This window comes from Gordonia sp. KTR9, assembly GCF_000143885.2.
In the GTDB taxonomy this organism is placed as follows: Bacteria; Actinomycetota; Actinomycetes; order Mycobacteriales; family Mycobacteriaceae; genus Gordonia.
The window spans coordinates 4860984-4882233 of record NC_018581.1 but is presented as its reverse complement, the minus strand read 5'-3'; the positions used below and the strand labels follow the sequence as shown (position 1 = coordinate 4882233).

21 protein-coding genes and 1 riboswitch are annotated in these 21250 nt (G+C 69.2%); of the genes, 11 read left to right on the top strand and 10 right to left on the bottom strand.

Going from position 1 to position 21250, the window contains the following annotated elements:
* Position 1: 1 nt before the first annotated feature.
* Together KTR9_RS22550 and KTR9_RS22545 are read right to left on the bottom strand one after the other, a co-directional pair.
* Positions 2-1000 (bottom strand): glutamate ABC transporter substrate-binding protein, encoded by a 999-nt coding sequence (locus KTR9_RS22550; RefSeq protein WP_014928287.1) that lies wholly within the window; start codon positions 998-1000, stop codon positions 2-4.
* The gene (locus KTR9_RS22545) at positions 997-2448 is read right to left on the bottom strand and encodes a hypothetical protein (RefSeq protein WP_014928286.1); all 1452 of its coding nucleotides are present in this window, start codon (positions 2446-2448) and stop codon (positions 997-999) included. Before KTR9_RS22545 ends, KTR9_RS22550 begins: the two co-directional genes overlap by 4 nt.
* 352 nt (positions 2449-2800) lie before the next feature.
* Here KTR9_RS22545 and KTR9_RS22540 point away from each other — a divergent pair, with 352 nt between their 5' ends.
* On the top strand, positions 2801-3283 hold the full coding sequence (locus tag KTR9_RS22540; protein WP_014928285.1) for an NUDIX hydrolase: 483 nt from the start codon (positions 2801-2803) through the stop codon (positions 3281-3283).
* 108 nt (positions 3284-3391) lie between these two features.
* Here the strand turns inward: KTR9_RS22540 and KTR9_RS22535 are convergent, their stop codons facing one another.
* A complete protein-coding gene (locus KTR9_RS22535; RefSeq protein WP_044508206.1) occupies positions 3392-3775 on the bottom strand; it encodes a hypothetical protein in 384 nt (127 codons plus the stop codon).
* A gap of 320 nt (positions 3776-4095) precedes the next feature.
* Complete coding sequence (gene thiE / locus KTR9_RS22530) at positions 4096-4821, bottom strand: thiamine phosphate synthase (RefSeq protein WP_014928283.1); 726 nt, start codon at positions 4819-4821, stop codon at positions 4096-4098.
* 47 nt (positions 4822-4868) lie between these two features.
* Positions 4869-4979: riboswitch (TPP riboswitch) on the top strand.
* On the opposite strand from thiE, the gene thiO reads away from it, so the two are divergent.
* The 6 genes from thiO (at position 4974) to KTR9_RS22500 (ending at position 11497) form a co-directional block, all read left to right on the top strand.
* Entirely contained in the window at positions 4974-6035 is a 1062-nt protein-coding gene (gene thiO, locus KTR9_RS22525; protein ID WP_014928282.1) for a glycine oxidase ThiO, read from the top strand. Its footprint overlaps the riboswitch before it by 6 nt.
* Positions 6032-6232 carry a sulfur carrier protein ThiS gene (thiS, locus tag KTR9_RS22520; RefSeq protein ID WP_010843758.1) on the top strand — a complete coding sequence of 67 codons (201 nt, stop codon included), beginning with the start codon at positions 6032-6034 and terminating at the stop codon, positions 6230-6232. Before thiO ends, thiS begins: the two co-directional genes overlap by 4 nt.
* A complete protein-coding gene (locus KTR9_RS22515; RefSeq protein ID WP_044507305.1) occupies positions 6225-7022 on the top strand; it encodes a thiazole synthase in 798 nt (265 codons plus the stop codon). Before thiS ends, KTR9_RS22515 begins: the two co-directional genes overlap by 8 nt.
* Before the next feature lie 69 nt (positions 7023-7091).
* Positions 7092-8015: an ABC transporter ATP-binding protein gene (locus KTR9_RS22510; protein WP_014928280.1), complete on the top strand. Its 924-nt coding sequence runs from the start codon at positions 7092-7094 to the stop codon at positions 8013-8015.
* Complete coding sequence (locus KTR9_RS22505; RefSeq protein WP_014928279.1) at positions 8012-8758, top strand: ABC transporter permease; 747 nt, start codon at positions 8012-8014, stop codon at positions 8756-8758. Before KTR9_RS22510 ends, KTR9_RS22505 begins: the two co-directional genes overlap by 4 nt.
* A 129-nt stretch (positions 8759-8887) precedes the next feature.
* Positions 8888-11497, top strand: a complete 2610-nt coding sequence (locus tag KTR9_RS22500; RefSeq protein ID WP_148281225.1) for a LuxR C-terminal-related transcriptional regulator — start codon at positions 8888-8890, stop codon at positions 11495-11497.
* An 81-nt stretch (positions 11498-11578) separates the two neighbouring features.
* On the opposite strand, the gene KTR9_RS22495 is transcribed toward KTR9_RS22500, so the two are convergent.
* The 4 genes from KTR9_RS22495 to KTR9_RS22480 are packed head-to-tail and all read right to left on the bottom strand — an operon-like array spanning position 11579 to position 14750.
* A complete protein-coding gene (locus tag KTR9_RS22495) occupies positions 11579-12256 on the bottom strand; it encodes a phosphoribosyltransferase (RefSeq protein ID WP_010843753.1) in 678 nt (225 codons plus the stop codon).
* 9 nt (positions 12257-12265) lie between these two features.
* Positions 12266-12736: a nuclear transport factor 2 family protein gene (locus tag KTR9_RS22490; protein WP_014928277.1), complete on the bottom strand. Its 471-nt coding sequence runs from the start codon at positions 12734-12736 to the stop codon at positions 12266-12268.
* Positions 12733-13599, bottom strand: a complete 867-nt coding sequence (locus tag KTR9_RS22485; protein ID WP_014928276.1) for an SCO6745 family protein — start codon at positions 13597-13599, stop codon at positions 12733-12735. The genes KTR9_RS22490 and KTR9_RS22485 overlap by 4 nt, the downstream gene beginning before the upstream one ends.
* A gap of 59 nt (positions 13600-13658) precedes the next feature.
* The gene (locus KTR9_RS22480; protein ID WP_014928275.1) at positions 13659-14750 is read right to left on the bottom strand and encodes a hypothetical protein; all 1092 of its coding nucleotides are present in this window, start codon (positions 14748-14750) and stop codon (positions 13659-13661) included.
* A 268-nt stretch (positions 14751-15018) separates the two neighbouring features.
* Between KTR9_RS22480 and KTR9_RS22475 the strand changes: the two genes are divergently transcribed.
* The 3 genes from KTR9_RS22475 (at position 15019) to KTR9_RS22465 (ending at position 18236) form a co-directional block, all read left to right on the top strand.
* Positions 15019-16215: a carboxylate--amine ligase gene (locus tag KTR9_RS22475; RefSeq protein ID WP_010843749.1), complete on the top strand. Its 1197-nt coding sequence runs from the start codon at positions 15019-15021 to the stop codon at positions 16213-16215.
* A 101-nt stretch (positions 16216-16316) separates the two neighbouring features.
* Entirely contained in the window at positions 16317-16517 is a 201-nt protein-coding gene (locus KTR9_RS22470) for a hypothetical protein (RefSeq protein ID WP_014928274.1), read from the top strand.
* Between the two features lie 138 nt (positions 16518-16655).
* Entirely contained in the window at positions 16656-18236 is a 1581-nt protein-coding gene (locus KTR9_RS22465; RefSeq protein ID WP_014928273.1) for an MFS transporter, read from the top strand.
* A 13-nt stretch (positions 18237-18249) separates the two neighbouring features.
* Here the strand turns inward: KTR9_RS22465 and KTR9_RS22460 are convergent, their stop codons facing one another.
* Complete coding sequence (locus KTR9_RS22460) at positions 18250-18885, bottom strand: hypothetical protein (RefSeq protein WP_044507301.1); 636 nt, start codon at positions 18883-18885, stop codon at positions 18250-18252.
* Positions 18886-19063: 178 nt separating this feature from the next.
* Here KTR9_RS22460 and KTR9_RS22455 point away from each other — a divergent pair, with 178 nt between their 5' ends.
* Positions 19064-20551, top strand: coding sequence for a cryptochrome/photolyase family protein (locus KTR9_RS22455; protein ID WP_014928271.1), 1488 nt, complete (start codon positions 19064-19066; stop codon positions 20549-20551).
* A gap of 12 nt (positions 20552-20563) precedes the next feature.
* Here KTR9_RS22455 and KTR9_RS22450 read toward each other — a convergent pair whose 3' ends face one another.
* Complete coding sequence (locus KTR9_RS22450) at positions 20564-21241, bottom strand: TetR/AcrR family transcriptional regulator (protein WP_010843744.1); 678 nt, start codon at positions 21239-21241, stop codon at positions 20564-20566.
* Positions 21242-21250: the final 9 nt, after the last annotated feature.

Genomic DNA, 21250 nt, shown 5'->3' with positions numbered 1-21250 from the left:
ATCAGTCCCGGTAGTACGGCTGGGGTGCGCCGTACCCACTGTCGAGGATGGACAACCAGCGGTCGCGGATCTCCTGCCAGCGACCGGAGACGCGAATGCGCTCGAGCACCCCGTTGACGAAGCGGACCATGTCGTCCTGCCCCTTGGGAATCCCGACGCCGTAGAACTCCTCGCCGAGGCTGGGACCGACGACCCGTACCCATGGGTCCTGCGCGGCGAGGCCCGCGAGGATCGCGTCGTCCGACGTCACCGCATCGATCTGGCCCTGTTGCATGAGCACCAGGCAGTCGGCCCAGGTGGTGGTGCTGACCATGCGCGCGCGTGGCTGGATCGACTGGATGCGACCGATCGAGGTCGTCCCGCGCGCCGCGCAGACGCGTTTGCCCGCGAGTTGATCCGGACCAGCGACGTTCGAGTTCCGGAAGGACAGAATCCGCTGCGAGGCAACGTAATAAGGGGCGGAGAAGCTGATGTCGCGCAACCGGTCGCAGGTGATGCTCATCGTCTTGATCACCACGTCGACGGTCATGTCCCGCAGCGCGTCGATGCGCTGCGCGGAACTCAGGACCTGGAATTCGATCCGGCGGTCGTCCCCGAAGATGGCCCCAGCGATCTCGTGCGCGATGTCGACGTCGAAACCCTGGATGTCGCCGGTGATCGGATCGCGGAAGCTGAACAGGTTGGAGCCGATGTCGAGGCCGACGATGAGCCGGCCGCGTTCCAGGATCCCGGCCATCGTCGAATTCGGTGGCATCTGACGGGCAAGCGGCATCTGGGCGGGCGGCCGCAGGGTCAGCGTCGCGTTGCATGCCTCGGAACTCGGTGGGGGTTCGACGGGCACGTCGACCTGCACGCCGGGCAGCACGGGCGACCCGGCGGTGGCGGTCGGCGGCGGTGATTCGGGTGCGGGAAAACGCACGCATCCCGTCGCGACCAGACCGGTGAGCGCGAGCACGACCACGACGGTCAGCAGGCGGCGAGCCGAGCGCGGGGTCGTCATCGGTACTCCCGGATCCGGGGGATGAGACCGCCCACGACCGCGACGCCGGCGAAGACGGTGAGCAGCAGGATTCCGGTGCCGGTGAACCCGAGTACGCGCTGCGCGGTGTTGATGTCGTCCCGGAACGAGTTCCGGGCGGTGGTGATCGCATCGACCAGGGCGGTGTCGACAGCGGTGTAGGCGCGCGCGGAACTGTCCGGCCCGTCGCCGACGGTGTGCAGGCGCGCGAGACCGAAGTTCCCGGTCTGGATGTAGCGGCGGACGGCGGCGTCGGTGCGCCGCCACTCCGTCAGCGCCGCGGTGACCGTGTCCAGCTGCTCGGGGGTGACGGCGCTGTCACCGTCCTCGGTTCCGTCGCGCACGTCGTCGACGATGGTGCCGATCTCGCTCGTCGCGACGGAGAAGCTGCGTTCCAGACCGCCCTGGTCGCCGCGGCGGATGAGGGACAGGGTCTCGGCCGACCGCGCCTGCTGGGTGAGGATGCGCGCAGCGGTCAGGTCGCGGAGCGGGTCGGCGCCCTCGGTGCGGGCGTCGCTGGTCGCGGCGACCGACATCAGGCCGGAGGCGAGCAGCCACAGGGTCCCGATGCCGAGGGCGAAGATCGCGGCGACGACCCCGACGTTGAACCGTCTGCGGGTCCGGCGCGCGAGATAGCGGGACGTCAGCACCAGCGCGGCGAGCAGGAACAGCAGCGGTGCGTAGACGGTCCAGGGCGGACGGGTCAGCGTCTGTTGTGGATCGGCGATCGCCATCGAACGTCGTTCGTAGAGACGCTGCGCGGCCGGCAGGATCTGATCCTGCATCATCGACGACGCCTGTCCGAGATACGCCGACCCCACCGGGTTGCCGAGCCGGTTGTTGGTCCGCGCCGTCTCGATGAGTCCGCTGTACACCGGGATCGACGTCGACAGCGTCTCCAGATCGGCGCTGACCGCCTGCTCCGACCGGTCCGACGTCATTCCGGAACCCGGCTCGCTGGAGGTACCGGTCGCCAGGATCAGCGACGACGACGCCGTCGCCAACGCATCCGAGTAGCGTTGTCGCAGATCAGGGGTCTCGAGTCCGCCGGAGATGAACGCCGCGTTGGCCGAGGCGTCGGCGATCGACAGTGAGCTGTAGAGGACCTGGGCGGCCTCGGCGAGCGGCTCGGTCCGGTCGATGAGGCGCTGCAGGGTCTGGGTGCGGTCTTCGAGAACCGTCGATGCGTACAGCCCGGTGCTCAGACAGCCCAGCGCCAGGATGCCGCAGATGATGATGAGCTTGCCGGGGGTCGTGACCGCGAAGTGGCGGATGGTCTGGAAGGGCGACTGGGCGCGTTCCCGGGCGGTGGCGACGAGTTCGCGACGGTCGGCGAGCACCTGGCGGATCGGGGGAGAGGCCTGCGCCGGCCGGATCGTGCGACCGCCACGCGTCAGCGCCGTCCGCACGGAGGACGCGTCGCCGGTCACCTACCTGATCCCTTCTCAAACGCTGGATCGTCTCCGGTGCGGTCGTACGGTCACCGGTTCCCCGTTCCGGATTCGCGTGGCCGGGCGATCAACGCCAGGTGTTGTGTCACTTGGGTCATCGTTCACCGGGTCGTGCGTGTTTCACCCTATGTCATCGGGCAGGGTTCGGTCCGGGTTGACCGACGCCGCGTCGCCGACCTCGGTCGTTCGGTTCGCGCTGCGTGAAACCGGCGTCTCCGCACGGTTCTCGACCCGGTGGTCGGCAGCGGTTTGCGATGTTCCTGGCAGGTGGCGCGCGTCTCACTTACGGTGGAGGCACCCGGTCGAGGCGATCGGGATGCGAGGAGGCGTGGTGCGCGGCGACGGCGACGGCTGGGTGATCGATCCCGACGGTTCACGATATTGGGGAATCCACGGCGCGGCAGGCCTGCTGTTGCGGGCGCCGCTGCCGGAGGGATCGACAGGTGTACTCCTCCAGCACCGCGCCGCGTGGTCGCATCAGGGTGGCACCTGGGCGCTGCCCGGCGGCGCCCGCGACTCGCATGAGGGCGCCATCGACACGGCGATCCGCGAGGCCCAGGAGGAAGCCGGGATCACCGGCGACGACCTGCGCGTCGTCGCGGCGGTCGTCACCCACGAATCGCCCGGCGGATGGACCTACACGACCGTCATCGCCGAGACCGACACGCCGGTCCGCACCGTCGCCAACTTCGAGTCCACCGAGCTGCGGTGGGTCGACGAGAAGCGGGTGGACCAGTTGCCGCTGCACCCCGCGTTCGGGCTCGCCTGGCCCACCCTCCGCGAGCGCATCGCGATGCTCGACCCGCAGAGCTGAGCTGGTCCTTCGGCGGGACCCTTCGAGGCTCGTCGACCTCGACGCGCTCCTTCGTCGCTCGCTCGGCCCGGCGGCTAGCGCTCCTCGCACCTCAGGGAGCAGAGGAGGTCACGCCCCGACCCGGCCGCCGTCCAGCAGCCGGTTCGCGCCCGCGACCAGCGCGTGGACGTTCGCCTCGTCGCTGCTCGCGCCCTCGCCGGCGGCCCAGGCGTGGCGGCCGTCGTTCTCGCACAGGAGGAACGTCGTGACCACGCCGTCGACGACCCGCTGATGCAGACGGACGATCTGAACGGGGGCACCGACGTCGTGGAGGATCGACGTCATCGCACCGACCGGGCCGGCGGCGACGGCGCTGCAGGACCTGATGCGGTCGGCGATCGCGAGCGACGCCCGGCACTCGACCAGGTCGCCCGAACACGACGCGACCGACCATGACCCGAGCCGGATCGTGCCGCCGCGGGAGTACTCGTCGGTGAATTCCTGCCAGGTCATCCCGGTGGCCTCCTCGTGCATTCCAGGGGGAAGCGGACGGCCGTACCGCTCGGTGAACAGATCGCCACCGCGACGGTCGTCGTGCTCATGCCACGAACAGGATCGATGAGTCAGATGAAGAGGGTGCATCTCGGTAACCGATTTCGGTCGAAGAATGGGTGACCGACGATAGAGCGCAACCGACCCGCAGCGGGGGGTCGGTCAGATTCAGACCCCGCTGCGGCGGGTTACGAGAATGCTCGTGATGCACAACATGATCGGTCCACCATAGACCCGCGACACCGACCGGGCAAACCTGTTTCGTCCCCGACGACGACTCGCTACAGCATCCCGGCGAGTTCCCGGGCCGCGGCGGTCGGGTCGGCGGCGGCGGTGATGGCGCGCACCACGACGATGCGCCGGGCCCCGAGCGCGGTGACCTCGCCGACGCGGCCGGCGTCGATCCCGCCGATGGCAAACCACGGTTTCGCCGATTGCGTTGCCCCCGAGAGCATTTCCGCAGTGGCGGACACGAGGTCGAGGCCGGCGGCGGCGCGGCCGGGTTTGGTGGGCGTGGTCCAGCACGGGCCGACGCAGAAGTAGTCGACGTCCTCGTCGGAGATCGCGGCGGAAGCCTGCTCGGGGTCGTGGGTCGAGGCGCCGATGACGACGTCGCGGCCGACGATCCGGCGGGCCGCCGACGGCGACAGGTCGCCCTGTCCCACGTGCAGGACGTCGGCGCCGGAGAGGGCCGCGATGTCGGCGCGATCGTTGACCGCCAGCAGCGCACCGTGCGCGTCGGTGATCGCCCGCAGTCGCGCGAGGATCTCGAGCTCCTCCCGCGCCTCCAGGGTCCCGAACTCGCGTTCGCCCGGCGAGTTCTTGTCGCGGAGCTGCACGATGTCGACGCCGCCCGCCAGCGCGGCGCCGACGAAATCGAGGAGGTCGCCGCGCTCGCGTCGGGCGTCGGTGCACAGGTAGAGGCGGGCCGAGGAGAGCCGACGACGACGGTCTGTCGCGTGGCCGGAATCCGCGGACCCTGACCTGGTGTGGTTCGGGGTCGTCACGCCGACCAGGCTAACCGGACACCTGACGCCCCCGCGTAGGGTGGACCGCACGAACACACGGGAGCCCGGACCGGCCGGGCTGAGAGTGCGGACCGATCCGCTGACCGTCGAACCTGATCCGGGTCATTCCGGCGAAGGAAGGTGATTCCAGCGTGAATTCCCCTCGGAAGACTGCTCACCGCACCCTGACGGTGGTGGGCGGCGGCGTCATCGGGCTGACGTGCGCACTGGCCGCGGCCGACGCCGGGTGGCGGGTTCGCGTACTCGACGCCGGAACCGACGAGCGCGCCTCGTGGGTCGCGGGTGGCATGCTCGGCTCGCTCGGCGAGGGACATCCCGGCGAAGAGGCGTCGCTCGCCCTGTCGGTGGAGTCGGTCCGGCTCTGGCCCGCGCTCGTGAAGCGGCTCGACGACCCCGCCGTCGTCACCGCCACCGACTCGCTGTTCGTCGCGGCCTCGGCCACGGACATCGAGTACCTGCGGCACCTCGCCGACTTCGTCTGGGCCGGCCAACCCCGCACCGACTCGGCGTTGCAGCCGGTGACCGGCCGCGACATCCGGGCACTCGAACCGTCGCTGAGTTCTCGTCTGGTCGGTGGCTATCGCGCGATCGGGGAGTGGTCCGTGGACAACCGGCGCCTCCTCGAGGCGTTGCGTGCCGCGGTCACGACGGCCGGCGTGGAGCTCACCACCGCCCGCGTCGGGTCCCTGGCCGATCTCGACGACCCCGGCTCCGACGGGCAGATCCTGCTCGCCGCCGGGCTCGGCACCGCGGCCCTCTGGCCCGGCGCCGACCTGCATCCGGCCAAGGGCGAGATCCTCCGGCTTCGTCGCACCCGCTGGTCCGTGCCCCCGCCCGCCCACGTCGTCCGGGCACGTCTGCACGGTCGGGCCGTCTACCTGGTGCCACGCGAGGACGGTGTCGTCGTCGGCGCCACCCAGTACGAGGCCGAGGGGTTGACCGACCGGGCGCCGCAGGCCGGTGGGGTCGCCGACCTGCTCGCCGACGCGATCGAGGTCCTGCCCGGACTGCGGACGTATGAACTGACCGAAGCGGCCGCGGGTCTGCGGCCGTGCACCGCCGACGGGTTGCCGCTCGTCGCCCGCGTGGACGCACGCACCGTCGTGGCGACCGGGCACGGACGCAATGGGATCGTCCTCGCCCCGGGTACCGCCGAGCGCGTGCTGTCGATCCTGGAAGGAGTCGAGGAATGAGTATCACGGTGAACGGCGAGAGCATGGATGTCGACGCCGACGCCTCGGTGCGCGATGTGGTCGCCGGGCTCGGGTTGCCGGACCGTGGGATCGCGGTCGCGGTGGACGGCGCGGTCGTCCCGCGCGGTCGCTGGGACCGGCACACCATGACCGACGGCGCCGTCGTCGAGATCGTCACGGCGGTGCAGGGTGGCTGACCAGTCGACACCGGACCCGTTGCGGATCGCGGGCCGCGACTTCTCGTCCCGGCTCATCACCGGCACCGGCGGCGCGTCGAATCTCGCGACCCTGGAACGCGCACTGGTCGCCTCGGGCACCGAACTCACCACCGTCGCGGTCCGCCGCGTCGACGCCGCCTCGGGTACCGGGGTCTTCGATCTGCTGCGCCGGCTCGACATCGTCGTGCTGCCCAACACGGCCGGCTGCCACACCACCGCCGAGGCGGTCCTGACCGCACAGCTGGCGCGCGAGGCGTTCGAGACCGACTGGGTCAAGCTCGAGGTGGTCGCCGACGAACGCACCCTGATGCCCGATGCCATCGAACTCGTCGACGCGGCCGCCGCCCTGGTCGGCGACGGGTTCGTCGTGCTGGCCTACACCAACGACGACCCGGTTCTGGCCGCGCGACTCGCCGATCTCGGGGTGGCCGCGGTGATGCCGCTCGGGTCACCCATCGGGACCGGTCTCGGAATCCTCAACCCGCACAACATCGAGATGATCGTCGACGACTGCCATGCCCGCTTCGACGACCCGCTGCCGGTCATCCTCGACGCCGGCATCGGCACCGCGAGCGACGCGGCGCTGGCGATGGAACTCGGTTGCGACGGAGTGCTTCTGGCGACCGCGGTGACTCGCGCGGAGAATCCCGAACTGATGGCGACGGCGATGCGGCACGCGGTGATCGCGGGCCGGTTGGCCGGGCGGGCCGGCCGAATTCCCAAGCGCTTCTGGGCCCACGCGTCCTCGCCCGGCCGCGATCCGGGCTGACGGGCGGCTGCGACAGGCCGTACGAATGACAGACCGGGCCGCTCCGGATTCGACGGCTATGGTCGAGGCGTGTTGCGGGTAGCGAATCTGACGAAGGACTTCGGCGGTCAACGCGCGGTCGACGATCTCACCTTCGAGGTCGGGCCGGGACGGGTGACCGGCTTCCTGGGACCCAACGGTGCGGGCAAGTCGACGACCATGCGGATGATGCTCGGTCTCGATCGTCCGACCTCGGGCACGGCGACGATCAACGGTCAGCGCTACCGGGACCTCGACCATCCGCTGCGTCAGGTCGGTGCGCTGCTCGACGCTCGGTGGGTGCATCCGAACCGCAGTGCGCGCTCGCATCTGCGGTGGCTGGCGGCGAGCAATCAGATCCCGGCCGCCCGCGTCGACGAGGTGCTCGAGACGGTCGGGCTCACCTCGGTGGCCAAGAAGCGCGCCGGCGGTTTCTCGCTCGGCATGTCGCAGCGGCTCGGGCTGGCGGGTGCCCTGATCGGCGATCCGCACACGCTGTTGTTCGACGAACCGGTCAACGGCCTCGACCCGGAGGGCATCGTGTGGATCCGCGGGTTCATGCGCAAGCTCGCCGCCGAGGGTCGGACGGTGCTGGTGTCGAGTCACCTGCTCACCGAGATGTCGCTCACCGCAGATCATCTCGTCGTCATCGGGCGGGGCCGGCTGATCGCCGACTGTTCGGTCGCGGAGTTCACCGGGCGGGCACGACAATCGGTCCGGGTGCGCGGCCCGCAGCTGGAGCAGCTGCACGCCGCGCTCGCGGCGGCGGGGTTGAACCCCGCCCCGGGTGACCCGGACGGTCAGGGGCGTCCGGTGATGCGAGTGCCGGACACCACGACCGATCACGTCGGCGATCTCGCTGCCGCCGCGGGCATCACCCTGCATGAGCTCTCCGCCGAGTCGGCGTCGCTGGAAGAGGTGTTCATGTCGATGACAGCCCACGCTGTCGATTACCACGGGGGAGTGAACCGGTGATCGCCGCGATCAACGCCGAGCGGATCAAACTCGCCAGCACCCGATCGCCGTACTGGTGCCTCGGGGTCGTCGTCGTGCTGGGACTGGGCCTCGCGGTGCTGCTCGGTGCCGTCGCCGGGACCTCGTACGGAAGTCCCGGGGAGGCCGACACCCTCACCGACGACTTCCTGATCGGCGTCGACCAGTTCGGGGTCGCGGTTCTCGCGATCATGGCGATCCTGGGTGTCACCACGGAGTATCGCTTCGGCACGATCCGCCCGACCTTCGCCGCGATCCCGCGCCGCCCGCGGGTTCTCATCGCGAAAGCGGTCGTGTTCGGCGGACTCTCCTTCGCGGTGGTGGCGATCCTGTGCGTCGTCGCGGTGGTGGTCGCACAGGTGCTCTCCGGCGTCGGGGTCTCGCTGACCGGCCCCGAGACCGTCCGGCATCTCTGGGGCACACCGGTTTTCGCCATGCTGTGTGCGCTGATCGGTCTCGCCGTGGGTGCGCTCGTGCGGCATTCGGCCGGCGCGGTGGCGATCATGCTCGTCTGGATGCTGGCGCTGGAGCGCATCGTGTCGGTGCTCCCGCGCGTCGGTGAGCACATGGTGTCTTTCCTGCCGTTCCTCAACGGCTGGAACTTCCTCGCCGGCGGCAGCGACACCTTCCACTGGAACGCCTACGGTTCGTTGCTCTACTTCGCGGGTTTCACAGTCGTACTGCTGGCGGCCGCCGTGGCGGTCACCAACGCCCGAGATGCGTAGTTCGCGTGATTCTCATCCGTTGGAGTCGCTCGCGGAGTCCGCTGAGAACCGGTCGATGCCATCCGGTCGGACCACATTGATGCGTCGGCGCGGCCCATTGTAGGGCCCGGCAGACTAAAATTCGCGAATATGTCCACGAATTGGCCGCTTGTCGAGCGCGATCGGGAGTTCCGCACGATCCAAGCGGCGCTCAGGGGTGAGACGACCGGCTGTGGTGTGGTGCTGACCGGTGACTCCGGCGTGGGCAAGACGACCCTCGCCCGCCACGTCACCGCGGAGTTGCCGACGGGGGTGCGCTGGGTGGCGGGCACGGAGTCCGCGCGGTCGATCCCGCTCGGTGTGTTCGCCCACCTCGTCGGCCCGGCGACGTCGAGCGATCCCGTCACCTACCTTGCGGCAGCGCGTGAATCGCTGCTCGCCGACGGCGATGTCGTCATCGGTGTCGACGACGCCCACCTGCTCGACGAGCTGTCGGCGACGCTCCTGCACCAGCTCGCGATCGACCGCGCGGTGCACATCGTGGCGACCGTGCGCAGCGGCGAGACCGTCCCGGACGCCGTGACGTCGTTGTGGAAGGACAATCACCTCACGCGGATCACATTGTCCCCGTTCACCAAAGACCAGAGTGTCGAGCTCGTCGAATCGGTGCTCGGCGGCCAGCTCGAGGAGCACTCCGCGAATCTCATGTGGGAGGCCTCCGGTGGGAACGCACTGTTCCTCCGGCATCTCGTGGACGGCGCCCGCCAGGCGGACACGCTGCGCCAGGTCAACGGCGTGTGGCAGCTCCGCGGCCGCGCCGCCATCACCTCGGAGCTGGCGTCGTTGCTGGAGGGACGGATCGAGCAACTCGACGGCCCGGTTCTGGGTGCGCTGAAGTACCTCAGTCTGTGCGAGCCGCTCGACATCGACGTGCTCTCCGAGCTCGCCGGCGAAGAAGCCGTCGAGGAGGCGGAGATCGCCGGGCTGGTGCGTATCACCCGCGACGGACGCCGCCTCGACGTCGCGTTCCACCATCCGCTGTTCGGCGAGGTGATCCGCCGCCGCCTCGGTCAGGTCTCGTCGCGACGGCTGCGCGGCCGGCTCGTCGAGGCCTTGCAGTCCCGGCCCACGAACACTCCGGCCGAGCGGATTCGTCTCGCCGACCTGGCGATCGAGAGCGACGTCGAGATCGATCTGACGCTGGTGCGGACAGCTGCCCGCGACGCGCTGAACCTCGCGCAGACGCCGCTCGGCGAACGATTCGCGCGGGCGGCGCTCGACGAGGGCGGGGGACTCGAGGAGGCCGAGCTGCTCGCGCGGGCGGTCATGTGGCAGGGCCATCCCGACGAGGCGCGGGACATCCTGGCGCGATTCTCGCCGGACGACCTCGACGAGGGCCGACTCGTGCTGTGGGGCAACTCGATCATCGGCAACACCTTCTGGGCCCTCGGCGACGCCGACCGGGCCGACGAGATCCTGCAACTGCTGACCGAGCGCGTCACCCACCCCGCGCTCAAGCCCATCGTCACCGGCATCGCCTCGGCCTGTGCTCTTTTCGAGAACCGGATCGACGAGGCGATCACGTTGTCCGACACCGTGCTGGCCGAGTCCAAGGTGCTGCCGTGGGCGGTGGAATGGGCGGTGTTCGGCGGCAGCCTCGCCCGTGCGGTGGCCGGCCGCGGCGCGGAGGTCCGGGCGTTGGCCGAACACTCGCGGGAGGTCGAGGTCGACGGGCTGCTCCGGTTCCCCACCGGCTTCGGGGAGACGCTCGCATTGACCCTCACCGGCCGGCTCGACGACGCGGATGTCGCCTCCGGGCGCTTCGTGTCGGCTGCGCAGACCGCCCAGTACCTGGGCTGGGCGATGTCCGGAATCCTGGTCGCCGCAGTCGAACTCGCACGTGGATCGTGCGGGTCGGTGACCCGGCGGATGGAACAGACGCTCGCGATCCTCGACAGCGGCCGGTTCTCCGACTCCTGGAACTTCCCGGCGCACATCTTCCTGGTGCAGGCGCTCAGCGCGCTGGGGCAGGCCGACCGCGCCGCCGCCGCGCTGGCCAAGGCGCGGGAGAAGTCCGGCAAGCATGTGGCGGTGTTCGGGCCGATGCTCGCCATCGCGGCGGCGTGGCAGGCGGCGGCGGCCGGAACCGTCACGCCCGCCGTCGAACTCGCCCATTCCGCGGCGGCGGCCGCCCGTGCCGCCGGTCAGTTCGCGGTGGAGGCCGAGGCGCTGCACACCGCTGCGCGCTTCGGTGACGAGGGCGTCGCCGATCGGCTCGCCGAACTGGCGGAACGCATCGACGGTCCGCTGTCAGATCTGTACGCGCGGCACGCCGCAGCCCTCCGCGACGGTGACGCGGTCGAACTCGATCTGTGTTCGGCAGCCTTCGAGGACTCCGGGGTGCGTCTGTCCGCCGCCGACTCCGCGGCGCAGGCCAGTGTCCTGCACGACGCGGCGGACAAGCGATCGGCGACCGTGGCGTCGGCCGCGGTGGCCAACCGCCTGGCGTCCGAATGCGGTGGCCTGCGGACACCGGCGCTGATCTCGGCTGCGCAGCCGCTGCCGTTGACCTCGCGCGAGCGCGAGATCGCCAACCTCGCGGCGGCCGGCCTGTCCAACAAGGACATCGCGCAACGCCTCACCGTGTCGGTGCGCACCGTCGAAGGGCATCTGTTCCGCGCCTACACCAAGCTCGATGTCGGTGACCGCGCCGAGTTGGCCGCACTTCTGCTCAAAGACGCACGGCCGCAGGCCCACTGAGAACCGCCCGGAGGAAACGGACAGTCGACGATATGTCGGCGGTGTCGCCCGGACGGGTCGTTTTCGGGGGCGGTTCTCGGCTCAGCCACCCGACCGGTCGAGAGCCGCGACCACCTCGTCGTCGTCGACCTGGGTGAAATCCTCGTACGACAGTCCGACGGCGCGGAACGGTTCCGGCATCACGAGGACGACGACCTCGTCGACGCCCCGATCCTGAAGTCGGCGAACCGAATCCGACGGGGCTGTCGGTGCGGCCACCACCACGTGCGCCGCGCCGGCGGCCCGGACGGAGTCGACCGCCACGGCCATGCTCGAGCCCGTGGCGAGACCGTCGTCGACGAGAATGACCGTCCGGTGGGAGAGTTCGGCTTCCGGACGGTCACCGCGATAGCGCCGCTCGCGGTCGCGGAGGACCCGCCGCTCCCGGTCGGCCGACTCCTCGAAGCCGGTGCGGGACACCCCGAGCCGACGGGGCACGTCGTCGTTGACGACCAGGTGGTGGGCGGTGAGTGCGCCCATCGCGAACTCCTCGTGGCCCGGCGCCCCGATCTTGCGGACCACCAGGACGTCCAGCCCGCACCTGCCCGTCGCCCGGGAGATCGCGTCGGCGACCTCCCGCGCGACGGGGACCCCGCCGCGGGCGAGGCCGAGGACAACCGGTGCCGACACCGGTGTGGCCGCGGTGTTCAGGACCGCGACGACCCGCGCACCCAGCAGGCGACCCGCCTCGCGGCGGTCGGCGAAAGTGCGCGGGCGCATTGTCGGACCTCAGACCCGCACTGCGGGACCGACCTTCAGAGCGAAACTCGGCAGGTCCGCGAGACCGATGGTCGCCTCGTATGTCCGGTCGTAGCCGGTGCTGCTGATGCGCCAGCCGTCCGCGGTGCGGCGGTAGGTGTCGTCGTAGAACGCGGCGCCGATGAGCATGAACGAGAACTCGGCGACGATGACGCGGTCCTGGAGGTACCAGCGTCCGCGTGCGGTGTCGCCGTCGATCTCGATCTCCGGATGCGCGACGCGGTGTTCGGTGATCACTGCGGGACCGACGTTCTCCCGCATGTATCCGACCAGCTCGTCCCGGTTGGAAAAAGCCAGCCCCTCACCGTAGTTGCCGGTGACGTCGTCGGTGAGAGTCGACGAGAACGTCGCCCAGTCCTTGGTGTCGAGGGATCTCAGATAGCGGTACTTGAGGTTCTCGATCGCCCGTAGGTCCTCGAACCGTCCGTCGGGTGCGCTCACTTCGATCTCGTTCCCGGCAGGATCCCCGCATCGATGACAGCTTTCACGACGGGCCTCGTGCGCTCCAGCAGATCGTCGGTGCCGACCCAGATGGACTCTCCCACAGCGTCGGTGGTGGCCTCGATGTCGTCGTAGGTCGCCGCTCCGGAGGGGGTGAGCCGGTGCCCGTCCTCGACACGCTCGACCAGTCCGGCGTCGACGAGGCGGTCCACGCTGTCCTCCCACTCCTCTTCCGACCACCCCCGGGTCAGCAGCAGGATTCGCTTGCCCAGGGTGCGGCGGCGAATGGTGGGATCGGGGAGTTGCGACTCGTGGAAGACGGCCGCGTCGAATCCGTTCAGGCCGTGGAGGGCGAGGGCGGCGATGTGGTTGTCGCCGCGCCATTCTCGCAGAATCGCGACGGCGTGCCACAGGCGGAGCCGTGCGGTGTCCGGCTTCGGGGCGGTCGACCAGGCGGCGGCGAGCGGGCGGCCGCCGAGCGGTAGGCCGGCCGCGAGTTCGTAGTAGGCAGAGGCGAGTTCGTCGAGGCTCGCGTCGTCGACGGAGTCGCCGAGGATGTCGCGGAGCGAATCGTCGAGCATCTGGTTGCGCCGCTCATGGACGCGGTCGAGCCCGGCGTCTACGGCTGCGGCCCAGCTCTTCGCGATGAGTTCGAAGTTGAAGTTGTAGAAGGAAGATGCGATGACCGACGACGTGCACGGGCCGAACGGGGCACCGCGCGCACCGACGTAGAAGGAGTATCCGTTCAGCCCGGTGTCCTGCTGCGCGCTCTTCAGGCCCGGATTGAAGTAGGCGATGATGTGGAAGGGTTCGAGGGTCTCGTAGGCGAGCCGGGCCGCGGAGCCCGTGCTGGTCGATGTCATCAACCCACCCTCGTCACCCGAGACGCGGGTGTCAACCACCTGGTGAGCAGGGGAAGCGGTCAGTTGCGGCGGGAGTCGCGAGCGTCGAAAACGGAGTTGTCGACCTGCCATGAGTCGGCGTCGGGCGCCGGGCCGACGTCTCGCCGGGCGTCGTCGGCCTCGCCACCGAACCCGTCGGTCTCCGCGGAGGAGTCCGCCCGCGGCTCCTCGGACCCGGGCTCCTCGCGGCCACGGCGCCACCCGCCCTTCATCGGCGGGGCCTCACCCAGGTGATCCGGGTCCACCGAGCCGTACCAGGCCACCAGCACGGCGCCGATCACCGCGCCGACGAAGCCGAGGATCGCCAGCCAGCCGAGTCCGGGCTTGGCCGTGTCCTCGAGGAACACGACCCCCACGAGGCTCGGGCCGGCTGTCTCGCCGACGACGAGCACGGCCGTCACCCCGTTCACCGCGCCGAGCTGCAGGGCAACGGTCTGGACGTAGAAGCCCACCGCGCCCGCGGCGGCGATGGTCCAGGCCGCCGGATCGGTCAGGAGGGCGACGGGATCGAACGGCTGCACTCCGTCGAGGATGCGGACGGCGATGGCGATGATGCCGAACAGCAGACCGGCCGCCGCCCCGCCGACGATGGCACCCGCCGGGCCGAGGTTGTACACGCCCACCAGCGCCAGGGCGCACAGGGCGAGGGTCGCGACGAACAGGCCCCAGTGGAATCCGACCTCCTCGCCGCCACCGGTGTGATGGGACGACGCCACGCCGAGCAGGCAGAGCGACATCACGACCAGCCAGATGGCGACCCATTCGCGGGTGTGCAGCGCGATGTTGAGGATGATCGTGCCGAGCAGCGCGGTGATGACGAGGTTCGCCGAGACGATGGTCTGGGAGAGGAACAGCGGCAGGAATCGGGCGGCGAGGGCGCCGCCGGCGAATCCGAGGACGACCAGCGTCGTGCCGAGGATGAAGGCCGGGTCGACCAGCGTCGACATGGTCGACGAGAGCGTCGGTGCGCCGTTCTCGTTGGTGATGCCCTCGCCCTCGTCGGCGGCGGCCTCGGCCACTCGGCGCGCACCGAGTGCACGCAGGACCGTCGACATCCCGTAGGCGACTGCGGCGAGGCACGCGGCGATCACGCCGATGACGAACAGCTGCATGCCTCCTCCAACTCGGTCCGGATGAGCCCCACAGGCTCGGACCGCCGACCACCCCGACTGCGTACACGCGCGATCGGCCGCCGGCGCTCTGCTGCAATCGTGCTGGTCGCAGAACTGCAGACATCGACGTGCCTGCCGATCGTGGAGAAACTAACAGGACGAACCGACAGGACGGTATCGAATATTCCCGCCCCCGGCCGAATCACACCGGGAATCCTCGGCCCCGGCCGGCCGAACGCCTTGCGCCGGCGGCACTACACTCGCTCGGGTGAACAGCGCCGGACGAGCCCATGTCCTGATCACATTCGGCAGGTCCTTCCTGACCCTGGAACTCGCGCGGCTCATGGCCGCGGCCGGTCATCGCGTCAGCATCGTCGATTCGATCCCGGTCGGAATCGGTCGATTCTCCAACGCGGTGAGCGACTTTCATCGGGTGCCGCCGCCGAAGTTCGAACCCCTCGCGTACTGCCACGCGCTCGCGCGGATCGTGGCCGAGAACGACGTCGACATGGTCATCCCGGTGCACGAGGAGACCGACATCATCGCGATGCTCGCCGACGTGTTCCCACCCGGATGTCGGCTGTTCCTCTCCGATTTCGCCACCGAGAACCGGCTGCACAACAAATACGATTTCCAGGAACTGCTCGTCGAACTCGGTATTCCGACGCGCAAGTTCGCGCGGGTCACCGGACCCGAGGACGTCGGATCGCTCGATTTCACGCAGCCGTTCGCACTCAAGCGTTGTTACTCGCGTGGTTCGCAGAAGGTCCACAAGGTGACGCCCGGTGATCCGCTCACCTGGCTCGAACACGACGAGCAGAACCCGTGGATCGCCCAGGAATGGGCCTCGGGAAGCAACTACTGCACCTATTCGGTCTGCCACGAGGGGCGCGTCTACGCACACGCAACCTATCCCGTCGACTACGCCATCGACGGCAGCTCGTGCCTCAACTTCCGGTCCGTGGACCATCCGCGAATCGCCGAATGGGTCAGCGATTTCGTCCGCCGGGTGAACTTCACCGGGCAGATCGGCTTCGACTTCATCGAGGACCGGACCGGTTCCGGTGAGGCCGCCGATCTGTTCTGCATCGAATGCAATCCGCGTGCCACGAGCGGGATCATGATGTTCACGCCCGACGACGGGGTCGACCGCGCGTTCCTCGGGACCTGGGACCCCGACGACGGGCCGATCACGCCCGGCTCGGGCGTCGACAAGATGATCGGACTGGGCATGCTGCTCTACGGGTGGCGCTCCTCGTCCCGCAAGGACCGGACCCTGCGTGACTTCGTCCGCGATTTCCGGGGCGCATCCGACGTCGTCAAGAGCCCTGGCGACCCGAAGCCCGCGCTGATGCTGCCCTTCGCCTATGCCGGAATCCTGCGCAGCTGCTTCAAATACCGGGTCGGGCTCGCCGAGGGGTTCATGCACGATCACGAGTGGGACGGGCTTCGCATCAGCCTGTGACGTGCAGCGCCCGGGGCGTAGACTCTCCAGTCACCATCACCTGCGTGTTTGCCCCATCCGCAGGGCTGTCCGGGGAGACTCGAGCTCGAGGAGAGCTGCTCATGAACATGTCCAGAATCATGCGTCGTACGTCTGTCGGGGTGGCCGCGGTCGGTGCCGCCTGCGCGATCGGTCTGGCCACCGCGCCGGCTGCCTCGGCCGCGCCGGCGGTACAACCGGTGCAGCCCGTCCAGGCCGTCGGTTCGGTGTCGATCTGCTACGGCATCCCCATCGGGCCGGTCACCATCAGCGTCTGTCTCTGATCTGATCCGTATGTGATCGCGTTGCGGTATGTCCCGGTTTCCGGGACAAACCGCAACCTGATCTGACCGCGCGACCATCTTGTGCCCTGACCGGCGCGATTCCCGGCCGAATGGCGCTCGCGCACGTACGATTCCCCGATGACGTCGACAACGGCCGAGGTCGAGGCGGGGACGGCCCCGAAGCGGGCGAAGGCGATCCTGGTCGCGCTGATCCTGGTCGCCGGGGTGGCCAACATCAATCTCGCGGTGGCGAACGTGGCACTGCCCGACATCGGCAAGGCACTCGACGCGAGTTCGACGCAGCTGAACCTGGTCGCGGTCGGCTACTCGCTGGGTCTGGCGGCGTCGGTGCTCTACTTCGGCGCGCTGGGAGATCGGCACGGCCGCAAGCGAATGCTCATCATCGGCATGTGCCTGTCGATCCCGGCGTCGCTCGTCGCCGGGTTCGCGCCCAACATCGAGGTCCTGTTCGGCGCTCGTCTGGTGGGTGGAATCGCTGCCGGCCTGGCCTTTCCGACGACCCTGGCGGTGATCACCGCCCTGTGGTCGGGACCCAAGCGCGTCCGGGCGATCGCCGCGTGGTCGGCGTTCGGCGGTGCGATCTCGGCGCTGGGGCCGGTGTTGTCCGGAGCCCTTCTCGAGGTCTTGTCGTGGCACTCGGTGTTCCTGGTGACCCTGCCGCTCGCCGTCGTCGCGCTGGTCACCGCGTGGCGGCTGGTGCCCGCCGACACCGGTGACGAGGCGGCGGTCGTCGACAACCTGGGCGGAGTCGTGTCGATCGTGATGGTGGGCTCGCTCGTCCTCGCGATCAACTTCGCCCCGAATTCCGATCAGCGACTCCAGGTCTACATCCTGGCGGCGATCGCGGTGCTGACCGGAGCGGGCTTCGTCTGGCGGCAGCTGCGCGTGCGGGTTCCGCTGTTCGACCTCCGCATCGCCTCCCGACGCACCTTCTGGGTCGCGGCGGTGGGCGGGCTCATCGTGTTCGGCACGCTCATGGGAGCGATGTTCATCGGTCAGCAGTACATGCAGAACGTGCTGGGGTACTCCACACTTGCGGCCGGCGCCACGATCCTCCCGGCCGCGGCGGCCATGATCGTCGTGGCACCGCGGTCGGCGAAGCTGGTGCAGAACATGGGTTCGCGGTTCACCCTGCTGTCCGGCTACGCCTTCATCGTCGTCGGCCTGGTGCTCGCGATGCTCACCTGGGACGAGGACGCTCAGTTCTGGCATGTCGGCCTCGTGTACGTCCTCGTCGGGGTGGGTGTCGGCCTCGCGGGGACACCGGCGTCGCAGTCGCTGACCGGCTCGGTGCCCGTTCAGCGTGCCGGAATGGCGTCGAGCATGTCCGATCTGCAGCGCGACCTGGGCGGCGCGATCCTGCAGTCCACCCTCGGTGCGATCTTGACCGCGGGTTACGCGAATCAGCTGCGGGAGACCATCTCCGATTCTCCGCAGGCCGATGAGGTCACCGAACAGACCGAAGCCGCATTGACGAAGTCGTTCTCGAGCGCGGAGGTCTTGGCCGAACGCTATCCGCAGTACGCCGATCAGATCATCGCTGCGGCCCGCGACGCGTTCGTACAGGGCGACAAGTACGCCTACGGCGCGGCGGCCGGCATCGTCGTGCTGGGTGCAGCGGTGGTGTTCTTCTTCTATCCCAAACACGACGCGGAGCGAACGGCGATGGCGGAGTACGCGAAGCAACGCAGCCTGTGATCCCCGGGAACGCTCAGCCCTCGAAGCGGCTGGCGGCGGTGACGTCCTCGGTCAAGCAGTAACCGACCGAGAGAGGCTGTGTGAAGGACCATTTCGTCTCGTCCTCGGTGCAGGTGAGGGAGTCGCCGCCCCGGCTGACGGTCTTGGCGAGGATGGTGCTGTCCGCCGGGGAGGCGTTGCATTCGACCTCGCGGTAGTCGGCGAGCTTACCGCCGCCGACCGGGATCTGGTAGCACGTGTCGACGGTGAAGTTGGGTGTGAGGCAGAGCTTCTGGTCGCCTTCGCCGAACGTGAGCGCCGAGGTGTTGGGTGTTCCGCACTCCGCCGAGGTGCCGACCTTGTCGGCGGCGTAGAAGGTGAGGCCCTCGGTCCCTTCGCAGTCGGCCTTGGTCGCCTCGACCTTGCCCTCGCCGGCCTCGGCACCGATCTGCAGGCACTCGCCCACGTCGATGTCGGAGGCCTCTTCGACGGATTGCGTGCCGACGCTGACACTGCAGGCCGCCAGCGCCGAGAAGCCCACACAGGCCGCGATCACGGCGGCCCGCCGGCCGAGCTGCCAGAAGGGCTTGTCCACGGACGGAACGTCGATGCCGGACCCGGCAATCCGATCGTCGGTGGCCTGCGAATGGCTGTGGGTGCTGCGCGACATCGTGGTTCCTATCGTCTGGAGTGGGCGGATGCCCGGTCTCGGCGGTTCATCGTGGTGATCTGGTGATGAACGACAGGATGTCTACGCGCGCTTGGCGCGAACTTGGGGTCGACTTGTCCGGCCCTTGAGGGACCTGTCCAAGTCGCCCCCAGAAGTCGCGCCTGCGAGAGGAGAGCCGATGTCCGTCGCGTCCGGCGGTGTTGTCCGCGTGGTGTTGCCACATCAGTTGTTCGAATCGCACCTCGACGCCGAGCCCGGCACCCGCTTCGTCCTCGTCGAGCACGATCTGATGTTCCGGCAGTACCGGTTCCACGTGCAGAAACTCATCCTGCACCGGGCGAGTATCCGCAGGTTCGCGGAGCGATTGCGCGCCCGGGGCTTCGAGGTCGACGTCCTGGAGACCGACGCGGACGAGTCCAGTCACGACCAACTCGTCGGATACCTCTCCCGTCGGAAGCCGGCGTCCGTCCACCTGTACGACGTCGTCGACGACTGGTTGATCGGGGACCTGCTGGCGGCCTTCGAGCACGCCGGGTGCCCACTCGCGGTCGACGACATCGCCGAGAGCCCGAACTTCCTCACCACCCGACGCCAGATCCGCGAGTTCTTCACCGGGAAGCGGCCGCGGATGCAGCAGTTCTACACCTGGCAGCGCCGGCGACTAGGGGTCCTCGTCGACGCCGACGGCAAGCCGGAGGGCGGCCGGTGGAGCTTCGACACCGAGAACCGGAAGAAGCTGCCGAAGGGCCGCGAGGTTCCGCAACCGACACCGCCGGAGCGCCATCCCGAGGTCGACGCCGCGATCGCCTGGGTGTCGGACGAGTTTCCCGACAACCCGGGTGACGCCGACGGCTTCGGCTGGGCGACGTCTCACGACGAGGCGCGCGCGATCCTCGAGCAGTTCCTCGCCGACCGGTTCGCGGAGTTCGGGCCGTACGAGGATGCGATCAGCACCGAGCACCCGTTCGTCTTCCATTCGCTGCTGACGCCCGGCCTGAACATCGGGCTGGTGAGTCCGCGGACGGTGTTGGCCAGGGCCCTGGAGGTCGGGGATCGCAACCGCGTTCCGCTGGCCGGTGTCGAGGGCTTCGTGCGGCAGCTGATCGGGTGGCGGGAGTACATGCGGGCGTCCTATGAGATCCGCGGCCGTGGTCTCCGGAGCCGGAACCACCTGGGCCACGACCGGAAGCTGGCGGACGGATGGTGGACCGCGGAGACCGGCCTCGAACCGGTCGATCTCGTCATCCGGCGGGTCCTCGCACACGGGTATGCCCATCACATCGAGAGATTGATGGTCCTGGGCAACGCGATGTGTCTGCTCCGCACCGACCCCGAGGAGATCTACGAGTGGTTCATGGAGATGTTCGTCGATGCCTACGACTGGGTGATGGTCCCGAACGTGTACGCCATGAGTCAGTTCGCGGCGGGAGAGGCGATCACCACCAAGCCCTACGTCTCGGGTAGCAACTATCTGCGAAAGATGTCCGACATCCCGCCCGGGGAGTGGGCCGAGGAGTGGGACGGTCTCTACTGGACGTTCGTCCGCGACCACCGGGACGTCTTCGAGGCCAACGCCCGCTCGAACTTCCTCGCGCGGGCCTACGACCGGCTGCCGGCGGGTACGAAGGCGGCGCACAGCCGACGGGCCGGCCGCTGGCTGAGTTGACGACCCCGCGGCTCAGCGCTGTTCGAGCGAGGCGTCGAGTGCCTCGAGTTGTTCGGGCCGCACGTCGCGGAGCACGGCGAGGGTCGCGGTGATCGCGAGGTCGCAGGCCTCGTCGACGCCCGCGCCGTCGACGATGAGGGCGCGGTGCGCGACGTCCAGGCTCATGCCGAGCAGGAGTGAGGCGAGGGTGTCCGCGCTGGCGGCGATGCCCGCGCCGCGTTCGGCGTAGTTGTCCCGCAGGCGTGCGGCGATCCGCGGTTCGAGCGCGGCGTAGAGCCGACGGTCGCCACCGCCCTCACGATGGCCGATGAGGACGCGCAAACCGGCCGGGTGGCGTCGGGCGTAGTCGAACAGCGCCTGCACCGAGTAGCGGGCGCGGGCACCGTAGGGCATGTCCTCACTCGCGTCGTACACCTCGAACATGAACGAGGTGAACGTGTCCAGCTCGCGTGTCATCACGCGATTGACCAGTTCGTCCCGGGACCCGAAGTGCGCGTACAGGGTCACCCGGGTGGTGCCGCCGCGTTCGGCGATGGCGGTCATCGTGGTGCGCTCGGCGCCGACCTCGGCGATGACCGCGCACGCGGCGTCGAGCAACTCGTCGTCGGTGGGCCGGTTGCGCGTGTTGCGTGTCGGTCGTGCGGTACCGGCGTCGGTTGGTACCGGATGGTTCTCTGCTCCGGTGGCCACGTCGCTCCC

Bases quoted from the DNA above. Each gene is read 5' to 3' on its own strand.
- KTR9_RS22550 (WP_014928287.1), bottom strand. From the start codon at position 1,000: ATGACGACCCCGCGCTCGGCTCGCCGCCTGCTGACCGTCGTGGTCGTG.
- KTR9_RS22535 (WP_044508206.1), bottom strand. From the start codon at position 3,775: ATGACCTGGCAGGAATTCACCGACGAGTACTCCCGCGGCGGCACGATC.
- thiS (WP_010843758.1), top strand. From the start codon at position 6,032: ATGAGTATCACGGTGAACGGCGAGAGCATGGATGTCGACGCCGACGCC.
- KTR9_RS22500 (WP_148281225.1), top strand. From the start codon at position 8,888: ATGTCCACGAATTGGCCGCTTGTCGAGCGCGATCGGGAGTTCCGCACG.
- KTR9_RS22495 (WP_010843753.1), bottom strand. From the start codon at position 12,256: ATGCGCCCGCGCACTTTCGCCGACCGCCGCGAGGCGGGTCGCCTGCTG.
- KTR9_RS22485 (WP_014928276.1), bottom strand. From the start codon at position 13,599: ATGACATCGACCAGCACGGGCTCCGCGGCCCGGCTCGCCTACGAGACC.
- KTR9_RS22480 (WP_014928275.1), bottom strand. From the start codon at position 14,750: ATGCAGCTGTTCGTCATCGGCGTGATCGCCGCGTGCCTCGCCGCAGTC.
- KTR9_RS22470 (WP_014928274.1), top strand. From the start codon at position 16,317: ATGAACATGTCCAGAATCATGCGTCGTACGTCTGTCGGGGTGGCCGCG.
- KTR9_RS22465 (WP_014928273.1), top strand. From the start codon at position 16,656: ATGACGTCGACAACGGCCGAGGTCGAGGCGGGGACGGCCCCGAAGCGG.
- KTR9_RS22460 (WP_044507301.1), bottom strand. From the start codon at position 18,885: ATGTCGCGCAGCACCCACAGCCATTCGCAGGCCACCGACGATCGGATT.
- KTR9_RS22455 (WP_014928271.1), top strand. From the start codon at position 19,064: ATGTCCGTCGCGTCCGGCGGTGTTGTCCGCGTGGTGTTGCCACATCAG.